Annotated in this window: 12 protein-coding genes; 7 read left to right on the plus strand and 5 right to left on the minus strand. The window is 50.8% G+C overall.

Annotated elements, in window-relative coordinates; translation table 11 throughout:
* Positions 1–31 precede the first annotated feature (31 nt).
* Both sdaB and xni read left to right on the plus strand, forming a co-directional pair.
* The gene (gene sdaB / locus ACJHWR_RS20230) at positions 32–1,399 is read left to right on the plus strand and encodes an L-serine ammonia-lyase II (RefSeq protein WP_000626369.1); all 1,368 of its coding nucleotides are present in this window, start codon (positions 32–34) and stop codon (positions 1,397–1,399) included.
* Between the two features lie 110 nt (positions 1,400–1,509).
* Positions 1,510–2,265, plus strand: coding sequence for a flap endonuclease Xni (gene xni / locus ACJHWR_RS20235; RefSeq protein WP_012311754.1), 756 nt, complete (start codon positions 1,510–1,512; stop codon positions 2,263–2,265).
* Between the two features lie 104 nt (positions 2,266–2,369).
* On the opposite strand, the gene fucO is transcribed toward xni, so the two are convergent.
* Complete coding sequence (gene fucO, locus ACJHWR_RS20240; protein ID WP_000013586.1) at positions 2,370–3,518, minus strand: lactaldehyde reductase; 1,149 nt, start codon at positions 3,516–3,518, stop codon at positions 2,370–2,372.
* A gap of 27 nt (positions 3,519–3,545) precedes the next feature.
* Entirely contained in the window at positions 3,546–4,193 is a 648-nt protein-coding gene (gene fucA / locus ACJHWR_RS20245) for an L-fuculose-phosphate aldolase (RefSeq protein ID WP_000440770.1), read from the minus strand.
* A 546-nt stretch (positions 4,194–4,739) separates the two neighbouring features.
* On the opposite strand from fucA, the gene fucP reads away from it, so the two are divergent.
* The 5 genes from fucP to fucR all read left to right on the plus strand — a co-directional run bounded on the left by fucP (position 4,740) and on the right by fucR (position 10,604).
* Positions 4,740–6,056, plus strand: a complete 1,317-nt coding sequence (gene fucP, locus ACJHWR_RS20250; RefSeq protein WP_000528587.1) for an L-fucose:H+ symporter permease — start codon at positions 4,740–4,742, stop codon at positions 6,054–6,056.
* A gap of 32 nt (positions 6,057–6,088) precedes the next feature.
* Positions 6,089–7,864, plus strand: a complete 1,776-nt coding sequence (gene fucI / locus ACJHWR_RS20255; protein ID WP_000724164.1) for an L-fucose isomerase — start codon at positions 6,089–6,091, stop codon at positions 7,862–7,864.
* Between the two features lie 108 nt (positions 7,865–7,972).
* A complete protein-coding gene (gene fucK, locus ACJHWR_RS20260) occupies positions 7,973–9,391 on the plus strand; it encodes an L-fuculokinase (protein WP_000808356.1) in 1,419 nt (472 codons plus the stop codon).
* 1 nt (position 9,392) lies between these two features.
* Complete coding sequence (gene fucU, locus ACJHWR_RS20265; RefSeq protein WP_000920840.1) at positions 9,393–9,815, plus strand: L-fucose mutarotase; 423 nt, start codon at positions 9,393–9,395, stop codon at positions 9,813–9,815.
* Between the two features lie 57 nt (positions 9,816–9,872).
* Positions 9,873–10,604 (plus strand): L-fucose operon activator, encoded by a 732-nt coding sequence (fucR, locus tag ACJHWR_RS20270; RefSeq protein WP_001308912.1) that lies wholly within the window; start codon positions 9,873–9,875, stop codon positions 10,602–10,604.
* A 43-nt stretch (positions 10,605–10,647) separates the two neighbouring features.
* Here fucR and rlmM read toward each other — a convergent pair whose 3' ends face one another.
* The 3 genes from rlmM to gcvA are packed head-to-tail and all read right to left on the minus strand — an operon-like array spanning position 10,648 to position 13,072.
* Positions 10,648–11,748: a 23S rRNA (cytidine(2498)-2'-O)-methyltransferase RlmM gene (gene rlmM, locus ACJHWR_RS20275; RefSeq protein ID WP_001045520.1), complete on the minus strand. Its 1,101-nt coding sequence runs from the start codon at positions 11,746–11,748 to the stop codon at positions 10,648–10,650.
* Entirely contained in the window at positions 11,741–12,136 is a 396-nt protein-coding gene (locus ACJHWR_RS20280; RefSeq protein ID WP_000203905.1) for a DUF423 domain-containing protein, read from the minus strand. Before ACJHWR_RS20280 ends, rlmM begins: the two co-directional genes overlap by 8 nt.
* An 18-nt stretch (positions 12,137–12,154) precedes the next feature.
* Positions 12,155–13,072: a glycine cleavage system transcriptional regulator GcvA gene (gene gcvA / locus ACJHWR_RS20285; RefSeq protein WP_000044401.1), complete on the minus strand. Its 918-nt coding sequence runs from the start codon at positions 13,070–13,072 to the stop codon at positions 12,155–12,157.
* Between the last annotated feature and the right edge of the window lie 156 nt (positions 13,073–13,228).

Here is a 13,228-nt window from a genome sequence, read left to right on the forward strand (position 1 = left end):
GCTTCCTCCGTTTTAACGCGATGTATTTCCTATGATTAGCGTATTCGATATTTTCAAAATCGGCATTGGCCCTTCCAGTTCTCATACCGTTGGACCAATGAAAGCGGGTAAACAATTTACCGACGATCTGATTGCCCGTGACCTGCTTAAAGACGTGACCCGCGTGGTGGTTGACGTGTACGGCTCGCTCTCTCTGACCGGTAAAGGCCACCACACTGATATCGCCATAATTATGGGTCTGGCGGGTAACCTGCCGGATACCGTGGATATCGATTCCATCCCTGGTTTTATTCAGGATGTGAATACTCATGGTCGCCTGATGCTGGCAAACGGTCAGCATGAAGTGGAGTTCCCGGTTGATCAGTGCATGAACTTCCATGCCGACAACCTTTCTCTGCATGAAAACGGTATGCGCATTACCGCGCTGGCGGGCGATAAAGTCGTTTACAGCCAGACTTATTACTCTATCGGCGGTGGCTTTATTGTTGATGAAGAACATTTTGGTCAGCAGGATAGCGCACCGGTTGAAGTTCCTTATCCGTACAGTTCAGCAGCCGATCTGCAAAAACATTGTCAGGAAACCGGGCTGTCACTCTCTGGCCTGATGATGAAAAACGAGCTGGCGCTGCACAGCAAAGAAGAGCTGGAACAGCACCTGGCGAACGTCTGGGAAGTCATGCGTGGCGGTATTGAGCGCGGTATTTCTACCGAAGGCGTGTTACCTGGCAAACTGCGCGTTCCACGCCGTGCTGCGGCACTACGCCGGATGCTGGTCAGCCAGGATAAAACCACCACTGACCCGATGGCGGTTGTTGACTGGATCAACATGTTTGCACTGGCAGTGAACGAAGAGAACGCTGCTGGCGGTCGCGTGGTGACTGCGCCGACTAACGGTGCGTGCGGGATTATCCCAGCTGTGCTGGCGTACTACGATAAGTTTATCCGCGAAGTGAACGCTAACTCACTGGCTCGTTACCTGCTGGTAGCCAGCGCCATTGGTTCTCTTTATAAGATGAACGCGTCGATTTCTGGTGCCGAAGTGGGTTGCCAGGGTGAAGTTGGCGTGGCGTGCTCAATGGCGGCGGCTGGTCTGGCAGAACTGTTAGGCGCAAGCCCGGCGCAGGTGTGCATCGCGGCGGAAATCGCCATGGAGCACAACCTCGGTCTGACGTGTGACCCGGTTGCTGGACAGGTCCAGGTGCCATGCATCGAGCGTAACGCCATTGCGGCAGTGAAAGCGGTAAATGCTGCACGTATGGCGCTGCGCCGTACCAGCGAGCCGCGCGTCTGCCTCGATAAAGTTATCGAGACCATGTACGAAACAGGTAAAGATATGAACGCCAAGTACCGCGAAACCTCTCGCGGTGGCCTGGCAATGAAGATCGTTGCCTGCGATTAATCTCTCCCGGAGGCCTCGTTTTGCGAGGCCTCTTCCCGTTTTCTCATCCAGCCATAGCCTGTTCTGGCATCGAATGTTACCCTTATCGCCTGATCTTTAAGGGGGTTATCGTGGCTGTTCATTTGCTTATTGTCGATGCACTGAATCTTATTCGTCGCATTCATGCCGTTCAGGGTTCGCCCTGTGTCGAAACCTGCCAGCACGCGCTCGATCAGCTCATTATGCACAGCCAGCCAACCCACGCGGTCGCCGTTTTTGATGATGAAAACCGCAGTAGCGGCTGGCGTCATCAGCGTTTACCAGATTACAAAGCGGGTCGACCACCAATGCCGGAAGAGTTGCACAACGAGATACCTGCATTACGCGCCGCCTTTGAGCAACGCGGCGTCCCGTGCTGGTCCGCCAGCGGCAACGAAGCCGATGACTTAGCCGCCACGCTGGCGGTCAAAGTGACACAGGCCGGGCATCAGGCAACGATTGTTTCGACAGATAAAGGCTACTGTCAGTTACTTTCACCGACATTACGTATTCGTGATTACTTCCAGAAACGTTGGCTGGATGCGCCATTTATCGATAAAGAATTTGGCGTTCAACCGCAGCAGTTGCCCGATTACTGGGGGCTTGCGGGGATCAGCAGTTCAAAGGTACCGGGTGTTGCGGGGATCGGACCAAAAAGCGCCACACAGCTACTGGTCGAGTTTCAGAGTCTGGAAGGGATATATGAGAATCTGGATGCGGTTGCCGAAAAGTGGCGCAAAAAATTAGAAACCCATAAAGAGATGGCGTTTCTGTGCCGCGATATTGCCCGCTTACAAACCGATTTGCATATCGACGGCAATTTACAGCAATTGCGGTTGGTACGGTAACGGCGTGCCGGATGCAAACGATTATCAACACATTGAATTTAATGCACTTATATGCCGGATAAGACACGGCTAGCGTCGCATCCGGCATTATCACATCAGCGCATTTACCAGGCGGTATGGTAAAGCTCTACAATATCCTCAAGCGTTGCTTCACGCGGGTTGCCACCGGTACAAACATCATCCAGTGCCGCCTGCGCCAGTGCCGGAATGTCTTCCTTGCGTACACCAACATCACGTAAATGTGGCGGAATACCGACATCACGGTTGAGAGCAAACACCGCTTCAACAGCGGCATTACGCGCCTCTTCCAGGCTCATACCTTCCACTTTCAGGCCCATAACGCGCGCGATATCGCGGTACTTCTCACCGGTAAAGTCAGCGTTATAGCGCATGACATGCGGTAACAGGATGGCGTTCGCAACACCGTGTGGCGTGTTGTAAAACGCGCCCAGTGGATGCGCCATACCATGCACCAACCCTAACCCAACATTCGAGAAGCCCATACCCGCAACATACTGCCCGAGCGCCATTTCTTCTCCGGCATCCTTATCACCAGCAACCGATCCTCGCAGCGCCCCAGCAATGATTTCAATCGCTTTAATGTGCAGTGCATCGGTTAGCGCCCACGCGCCACGGGTAATATACCCCTCAATAGCATGAGTGAGCGCATCGACACCCGTCGCGGCTTTCAGCGCTGGAGGCATACCATCCATCATGTCAGCGTCAATAAACGCCACCTGCGGGATATCATGCGGATCAACGCAAACAAACTTGCGCCGTTTTTCTTCGTCAGTGATCACGTAGTTAATGGTCACTTCTGCCGCAGTACCTGCTGTGGTGGGGATTGCCAGAATCGGTACACTGGGTTTATTGGTCGGGGAAAGCCCTTCCAGGCTACGCACATCGGCAAACTCCGGATTGTTGCTGATAATGCCAATCGCTTTACACGTATCCTGTGGAGAACCGCCACCAATAGCGATCAGGTAATCCGCGCCGCTATTCTGGAATACACCGAGCCCTTCTTTGACGACAGTAATTGTTGGGTTGGGCACTACGCCGTCGTAAATCGCCCATGCCAGCCCTGCAGCATCCATCTTATCGGTCACTTTCGCCACCACGCCGCATTGCACCAGCGTTTTATCGGTGACGATCAGCGCCTTCTGATAACCACGGCGTTTCACCTCATCGGTTAAAGCCCCAACAGCACCCCGACCAAACCATGCCGTTTCGTTCAGAATCATTCTGTTAGCCATCATCCTTCTCCTTGTTGCTTTACGAAATTACTCTTCAATCCGTAACCCGTAGGTTTTGAATTTCTCCAGCACTACGGCAATCTCTTCATCGCTCAGCACTGGCACCGGGTCCGTAATCGCCAGGGTCGTCAGGTAAAGTTGTGCCAGCACTTCAACTTCATGCGCCAGCCATAACGCTTTCTCCAGATTCGCCTCACAAGCGATAAGCCCATGATGTTGTAACAAAGTTGCCTTACGAATTTTGAGAGCCAGCGCAACATGTTCAGAAAGTTCGCGTGTTCCAAAGGTCGCATAAGGCGCGCAAGGAATAGAATTACCGCCAGCCGCCGCAATCATGTAGTGAATAGCGGGGATCGGTCGGTTAAGAATGGAAACTGCCGTACAATGAACGGCATGATTGTGAACAACCGCGTTGGCATCCGGTCTGCTTTGATAGGCCGCCATATGGAAACGCCACTCGCTTGAGGGGAGTTTTCCTTCCTCATGTTTGCCGTTGCCATCAATAAAGACAATATGCGACTCCGTCAGTTTTTCATATGGAATACCTGTAGGCGTAATCAGCATCCCATCCTGATAACGTACACTGACGTTACCCGCTGTCCCCTGGTTCAGCCCCAGGCGAGTCATTTCCAGGCAAGTGTCAATAATCTGACGAGCAAGTTTATTTCGTTCCATTAGCTACCTCTCTCTGATTCAAAACAGGGCAATAATGTTGTTCCTTTCACACTATTGAATTAGCCGTTTAATTACTCACCATATTCTTCCTGATTAACCAGAAAGAAATTCACAAGCTTATATTTTGTGACCTGGTTCAACTAATCACAGTAAATAACTGCAATTTCTCTTTTTATAACCCCATTAAAAATGACCGCTCTTAAAAATATTTATCAAAACGGTCATTTTTCTACTCTTCCCTGCCAGGAATGCCCGTTTTCGGCACAAACAATTAATACGGTCATCTGGTTTGTGTTTTTTATGATTTATTTTCTGAAACGGGCATGAAATTTCGATTATTAAAGTGATGGTAGTCACATAAAGTCACCTTCCGGCTAATAAGTGTGACCGCCGTCATATTACAGAGCGTTTTTTATTTGAAAATGAATCCATGAGTTCATTTCAGACAGGCAAATATTTACTGATATGAAGCCCGAACTCGCTGGTTTTGCACTTTTGAAAACATAACCGATTACGTGCTTAAGCTTCTGAACCTAAGAGGATGCTATGGGAAACACATCAATACAAACGCAGAGTTACCGTGCGGTAGATAAAGATGCAGGGCAAAGCAGAAGTTACATTATTCCATTTGCACTGCTGTGCTCACTGTTTTTTCTTTGGGCGGTAGCCAATAACCTTAACGACATTTTATTGCCTCAATTCCAGCAGGCTTTTACGCTGACAAATTTCCAGGCTGGCCTGATCCAATCGGCCTTTTACTTTGGTTATTTCATTATCCCAATCCCTGCCGGGATATTGATGAAAAAACTCAGTTATAAAGCAGGGATTATTACCGGATTGTTTTTATATGCCTTCGGCGCTGCATTATTCTGGCCCGCCGCAGAAATAATGAACTACACCTTGTTTTTAGTTGGCCTATTTATTATTGCAGCCGGATTAGGTTGTCTGGAAACTGCCGCAAACCCTTTTGTTACGGTATTAGGGCCGGAAAGCAGTGGTCACTTCCGCTTAAATCTTGCGCAAACATTTAACTCATTTGGCGCAATTATCGCGGTTGTCTTTGGGCAAAGTCTTATTTTGTCTAACGTGCCACATCAATCGCAAGACGTTCTCGATAAAATGTCTCCAGAGCAATTGAGTGCGTATAAACACAGCCTGGTATTATCGGTACAGACACCTTATATGATCATCGTGGCTATCGTGTTACTGGTCGCCCTGCTGATCATGCTGACGAAATTCCCGGCATTGCAGAGTGATAATCACAGTGACGCCAAACAAGGATCGTTCTCCGCATCGCTTTCTCGCCTGGCGCGTATTCGCCACTGGCGCTGGGCAGTATTAGCGCAATTCTGCTACGTTGGCGCACAAACGGCCTGCTGGAGCTATTTAATTCGCTACGCTGTAGAAGAAATTCCAGGTATGACAGCAGGCTTTGCCGCTAACTATTTAACCGGAACCATGGTGTGCTTCTTTATTGGTCGTTTCACCGGTACCTGGCTCATCAGTCGCTTCGCACCACACAAAGTCCTGGCAGCCTACGCATTAATTGCTATGGCACTGTGCCTGATCTCAGCCTTCGCTGGCGGTCATGTGGGTTTAATAGCCCTGACTTTATGCAGTGCCTTTATGTCGATTCAGTACCCAACAATCTTCTCGCTGGGCATTAAGAATCTCGGCCAGGACACCAAATACGGTTCGTCCTTCATCGTTATGACCATTATTGGCGGCGGTATTGTCACTCCGGTCATGGGTTTTGTCAGTGACGCTGCGGGCAACATCCCCACAGCTGAACTGATCCCCGCACTCTGCTTCGCAGTCATCTTTATCTTTGCCCGTTTCCGTTCTCAAACGGCAACTAACTGAACATATTTTCCGAATAAAGTGAGGAATCTGTAATGAAAAAAATCAGCTTACCGAAAATTGGTATCCGCCCGGTTATTGACGGTCGTCGCATGGGTGTTCGTGAGTCGCTTGAAGAACAAACAATGAATATGGCGAAAGCCACGGCCGCACTGCTGACCGAGAAACTGCGCCATGCCTGTGGAGCTGCCGTCGAGTGTGTCATTTCCGATACCTGTATCGCGGGTATGGCTGAAGCCGCTGCTTGCGAAGAAAAATTCAGCAGTCAGAATGTAGGCCTCACCATTACGGTAACCCCTTGCTGGTGCTATGGCAGTGAAACCATCGACATGGATCCAACCCGCCCGAAAGCCATTTGGGGCTTTAACGGCACCGAACGTCCCGGCGCTGTTTACCTGGCAGCGGCTCTGGCAGCTCACAGCCAGAAAGGCATCCCGGCATTCTCCATTTACGGTCATGACGTTCAGGATGCCGATGACACATCGATTCCTGCTGATGTTGAAGAAAAACTGCTGCGCTTTGCCCGCGCCGGTTTGGCCGTCGCCAGCATGAAAGGTAAAAGCTATCTGTCGCTGGGCGGCGTTTCGATGGGTATCGCCGGTTCTATTGTTGATCACAACTTCTTTGAATCCTGGCTGGGAATGAAAGTCCAGGCGGTGGATATGACCGAACTGCGTCGCCGTATCGATCAGAAGATTTACGACGAAGCCGAACTGGAAATGGCGCTGGCCTGGGCTGATAAAAACTTCCGTTATGGCGAAGATGAAAATAACAAACAGTATCAACGCAATGCCGAGCAAAGCCGCGCAGTTCTGCGCGAAAGTTTACTGATGGCGATGTGTATCCGCGACATGATGCAAGGCAACAGCAAACTGGCCGATATTGGTCGCGTGGAAGAATCACTTGGCTACAACGCCATCGCTGCGGGCTTCCAGGGACAACGCCACTGGACCGATCAATATCCCAATGGTGACACCGCCGAAGCGCTCCTCAACAGTTCATTTGACTGGAATGGCGTGCGCGAACCCTTTGTCGTGGCGACCGAAAACGACAGTCTTAACGGCGTGGCAATGCTAATGGGTCACCAACTCACCGGCACCGCTCAGGTATTTGCCGATGTGCGTACCTACTGGTCACCAGAAGCAATTGAGCGTGTAACGGGGCATAAACTCGATGGACTGGCAGAACACGGCATCATCCATTTGATCAACTCCGGTTCTGCTGCGCTGGACGGTTCCTGTAAACAACGCGACAGCGAAGGTAACCCGACGATGAAGCCGCACTGGGAAATCTCTCAGCAAGAGGCTGACGCTTGCCTCGCCGCTACCGAATGGTGCCCGGCGATCCACGAATACTTCCGTGGCGGCGGTTACTCTTCCCGCTTCCTTACCGAAGGCGGCGTCCCGTTCACCATGACTCGTGTCAACATCATCAAAGGCCTGGGACCGGTACTGCAAATCGCGGAAGGCTGGAGCGTGGAATTGCCGAAGGATGTGCATGACATCCTCAACAAACGCACCAACTCAACCTGGCCAACCACCTGGTTTGCACCGCGCCTCACCGGTAAAGGGCCGTTTACGGATGTGTACTCGGTAATGGCGAACTGGGGCGCTAACCACGGGGTTCTGACCATCGGCCACGTTGGCGCAGACTTTATCACTCTTGCCTCCATGCTGCGTATCCCGGTATGTATGCACAACGTTGAAGAGACCAAAGTGTATCGTCCTTCTGCCTGGGCCGCGCACGGCATGGATATTGAAGGCCAGGATTACCGCGCTTGCCAGAACTACGGCCCGTTGTACAAGCGTTAATACATTACTCCCTGATGTGATGCCCGGTCGCTCCGGCTACCGGGCCTGAACAAGCAAGAGTGGTTAGCCGGATAAGCAATGTTATCCGGCTATATTGCAGGAGCGATTATGAAACAAGAAGTTATCCTGGTACTCGACTGTGGCGCGACCAATGTCAGGGCCATCGCGGTTAATCGGCAGGGAAAAATTGTTGCCCGCGCCTCAACGCCTAATGCCAGCGATATCGCGATGGAAAACAACACCTGGCACCAGTGGTCTTTAGACGCCATTTTGCAACGCTTTGCTGATTGCTGTCGGCAAATCAATAGTGAACTGACTGATTGCCACATCCGCGGTATCGCCGTCACCACCTTTGGTGTGGATGGCGCTCTGGTAGATAAGCAAGGCAATCTGCTCTATCCGATCATTAGCTGGAAATGTCCGCGAACAGCCGCGGTAATGGACAATATTGAACGGTTGATCTCCGCACAGCAGTTGCAGGCTATTTCTGGAGTCGGAGCCTTTAGTTTCAATACGTTATATAAGTTGGTGTGGTTGAAAGAAAATCATCCACAACTGCTGGAACGCGCGCACGCCTGGCTCTTTATTTCGTCGCTGATTAACCACCGTTTAACCGGCGAATTCACTACTGATATTACGATGGCCGGAACCAGCCAGATGCTGGATATCCAGCAACGCGATTTCAGTCCGCAAATTTTACAAGCCACCGGTATTCCACGCCGACTCTTCCCTCGTCTGGTGGAAGCGGGTGAACAGATTGGTACGCTACAGAACAGCGCCGCAGCAATGCTCGGCTTACCCGTTGGCATACCGGTGATTTCCGCAGGTCACGATACCCAGTTCGCCCTTTTTGGCGCTGGTGCCGAACAAAATGAACCCGTGCTCTCTTCCGGTACATGGGAAATTTTAATGGTCCGCAGCGCCCAGGTTGATACTTCGCTGTTAAGTCAGTACGCCGGTTCTACCTGCGAACTGGATAGCCAGGCAGGGTTGTATAACCCAGGTATGCAATGGCTGGCATCCGGCGTGCTGGAATGGGTGAGAAAACTGTTCTGGACGGCTGAAACTCCCTGGCAAATGTTGATTGAAGAAGCTCGTCTGATCGCTCCTGGCGCAGATGGAGTGAAAATGCAGTGTGATTTATTGTCGTGTCAGAACGCTGGCTGGCAAGGAGTGACGCTTAATACCACGCGGGGGCATTTCTATCGCGCGGCGCTGGAAGGGTTAACCACGCAATTACAGCGCAATCTACAGATGCTGGAAAAAATCGGGCACTTTAAAGCCTCTGAATTATTGTTAGTTGGCGGAGGAAGTCGCAACACATTGTGGAATCAGATTAAAGCCAATATGCTTGATATTCCGGTAAAAGTTCTCGACGACGCAGAAACGACCGTCGCAGGAGCTGCGCTGTTCGGTTGGTATGGCGTAGGGGAATTTAACAGCCCGGAAGAAGCCCGCGCGCAGATTCATTATCAGTACCGTTATTTCTACCCGCAAACTGAACCTGAATTTATAGAGGAAGTGTGAAATGCTGAAAACAATTTCGCCGTTAATTTCTCCCGAACTATTGAAAGTGCTGGCAGAGATGGGACATGGAGATGAAATTATTTTTTCCGATGCTCACTTTCCCGCCCATTCGATGGGACCGCAGGTGATCCGCGCTGATGGCCTGTTGGTGAGTGACTTGCTCCAGGCGATTATCCCGTTATTTGAACTGGACAGTTATGCACCGCCGCTGGTGATGATGGCGGCGGTAGAAGGTGACACTCTCGATCCTGAAGTAGAACGACGTTATCGTAATGCGCTTTCACTACAAGCCCCCTGTCCTGACATCATCCGCATCAATCGTTTTGCGTTTTATGAACGGGCGCAAAAAGCCTTTGCGATCGTTATCACAGGCGAACGAGCGAAGTACGGGAATATTCTTTTAAAAAAAGGGGTAACACCGTAATCTCATACCGGTACGCCCGCATGACGCGGGCGGTTATCGAATGATGGGGTGAAAAATATGAAAGCGGCACGCCAGCAAGCGATAGTCGACCTGCTGCTGAACCATACCAGCCTGACCACGGAAGCTCTCTCTGAACAGCTAAAGGTCAGTAAAGAAACCATTCGTCGCGATCTCAATGAATTACAGACGCAGGGTAAAATTCTGCGCAATCATGGACGCGCTAAATATATCCACCGTCAAAATCAAGACAGTGGCGATCCCTTTCACATCCGGTTGAAAAGCCATTATGCGCATAAAGCAGATATCGCGCGCGAGGCGCTCGCGTGGATTGAAGAAGGGATGGTAATAGCATTAGACGCCAGTTCAACCTGCTGGTATCTGGCACGCCAGTTGCCTGACATCAACATCCAGGTCTTCACCAATAGCCATCCGATTTGCCATGAACTCGGTAAACGTGAACGCATTCAACTGATCAGTTCCGGCGGCACACTTGAGCGCAAATATGGTTGTTACGTCAATCCCTCGCTGATTTCCCAGCTTAAATCGCTGGAAATCGATCTGTTTATTTTTTCTTGTGAAGGGATCGATAGCAGCGGCGCACTGTGGGACTCCAATGCCATCAACGCTGATTACAAATCAATGCTATTAAAACGCGCCGCGCAATCGTTGTTATTGATTGATAAAAGTAAATTTAATCGTTCAGGGGAAGCCCGCATCGGGCATCTGGATGAGGTCACGCACATTATTTCTGATGAGCGCCAGGTTGCGGCTTCTTTGGTAACAGCCTGACGGAAAGGGTAGCAGGCCGGAGACGACGCCCCGGCCTTGCCTGTTATCGCTCGTCGCGACGACCACCCACCGCAGCCCAGATACGGCGGACGTGCACCGTCACTTCTTCGCGATCGTGATACAACTGCCGCGCCTGGATCTGAGCATTTATGCCATGTTCATCAAGCTGTGCCTGAATATACGCCAGATTGTGTGACACTTCTTCGTAGCGTTTTTTCATCGGCAGTTTGAGGTTGAAAATGGTTTCACGGCACCAGCCATTAACCAGCCACTGCGCCATCAATGCCGCAACTTTCGCCGGTTTTTCAACCATATCGCATACCATCCAGGAGATATTGCTGCGTGTCGGACGGAATTTGAAACCGTCTTCCCGCAGCCACGTTACCTGCCCGGTATCCATCAGACTTTGCGCCATCGGGCCGTTGTCGACGGAATAAACCCACATGTTGCGCTTCACCAGTTGGTAGGTCCAGCCGCCTGGGCAAGCGCCCAAATCCACCGCCCACATCCCGTTCGCCAGGCGTTCATCCCACTCATCCGCGGGAATAAACACATGAAATGCCTCTTCCAGTTTGAGCGTGGAACGACTCGGCGCATCTGCCGGAAATTTCAGGCGCGGAATGCCCATATAGAACGGCGAATTATTGTTGCTGTATGAGTAACCGGTATAGCAACAGCCTGGTGCAATAAAGAATACATGCACAACCGGACGCTTCGGCGTTTCATAGTTCGCCAGCACACCCGCATCACGCAAGGCAGCGCGTAGCGGCACGGTGAATTTACGGCAGAATTTCAGCAACTCTTTGCTTTCGTTGGTATCGGCAACTTCAACACGCAGTTCACCGCCCTTCTCTACTACGCCCTGTAACATACCGACAATGGGGGTAATACGATCTTCAGGCGGCAAATGCTGCAGGAGTTCCCCCACCACAAACCACTGGCGGGCAAAAATTAATGAACTGAACGGCAGCTCACGGATTAACTTATCGCCATCATCAGGTTGATAACATTCATAAATGACATAACCCGCATTCTCTTTCACGCGGGCAAAACCGAAAATTTCCCGCTGGCCGGCTTTATCGGTAATTTCTGCGGCGCACTCTTTTTCAAAGCCCGGACGGCACAGCAATACAACCTTATTCATGACTTACGCCCTTGCGCTTTAAACGGATAGCACCAACTAACATTAACGCCCAGCCCGCAAGGAAGCTCACACCGCCAACCGGTGTGACAAACGCCCACAAACGCAGATGGGACAGCGCCAGGCAATAAAGGCTGCCGCTGAACAGCACCGTGCCTAACGCGAGGAAAACGCTACTCCAGTAAAACCAGATACTGATGCGACGCTGCATTGCCACCGCCAGACCTAAGATCGCCAGCGTATGAAACGCCTGGTATTCGAGGCCGGTCTGGATCCAGCCCATCTCAACGGCCCCCATGGTTTTACTTAACACATGCGCGCCAAAAGCGCCCAGAGCCACAAAAATGAAGCCGCTAATGGCGGCGAAAATCAGCATAAAACGGCTGGTCATGGTCGTACCCTACGTAAATTATTGTTCATAACGAAAGCGGAATTTTTCTTGTTCAGCAGCGGCTTTCGCCAGGATCCATTGGCGAAAGGCGGCTATTTTACCCAGTTCTGCCTGGCTGTCATGACAAACCAGATAAAAAGCGTTTTTACTGACCAGAACATCATTAAACGGGCAAACAAGACGTCCGGCTTCAATTTCAGATTGCGCCATCACGTTATTTGCCAGCGCCACTCCCTGCCCGTGGATAGCCGCTTGCAGCACCATGGCGCTATGGCTAAAAATTGGCCCTTGCTGAACGTTGATATGATTTAACCCCAACTGTCGGGTATATGTCTGCCAGTCACGGCGTGACGCATCATGTAATAACGTATGTTTAGCCAGATCTTCCGGGGTCTTCAAGGGTTTTTCGCCAGTCAGCAGTAGCGGCGAGCACACCGGCAATAAATATTCGGCGTACAGTTTTTCCACCCGTAGCCCCGGCCAGTTGCCCCGACCATAAAATATCGCCACATCAACATCATCCGCCAGCTTATCTTCCTGACGATCAACCGCCTGGATTCGAACGTCAATTCCCGGATAAGCTGAATTAAAGCTGGAAAGTCGCGGAACCAACCAATGAATGGCGAAACTGGGGAGTAAACTGACCGTCAACGCCCCCTTAGCGCTACGGGCCTGGAGTTTACGCGTCGCTTCGGTTAATTGCGAAAATATCTCTTTGATATCGAGGAAATAGCTTTGCCCTTCCTCGGTCAGCAGGAGTGAACGATTACGGCGGCGGAACAGTTTTAGCCCCAAAAAATCCTCAAGAGACTTGATTTGATGACTTACTGCGGCCTGGGTCACAAAAAGCTCTTCTGCTGCGCGAGTGAAACTTAAATGGCGTGCTGCGGCATCAAAAACTCGTAAGGCATTTAGCGGTGGTAATCGTTTAGACATGGCTTTTAAACTTTGATGTTAAATGAATTTAACAATTAGATCACACTGTGTAACCTATTAGTTTTTTTAATCTGAGCCATTATAAATTGTCCGTTGAGCTTCTACCAGCAAATACCTATAGTGGCGGCACTTCCTGAGCCGGAACGAAAAGTTTTA

It is taken from the genome of Escherichia sp. WS568, assembly GCF_046486085.1.
Taxonomy (GTDB): Bacteria; Pseudomonadota; Gammaproteobacteria; order Enterobacterales; family Enterobacteriaceae; genus Escherichia; species Escherichia coli.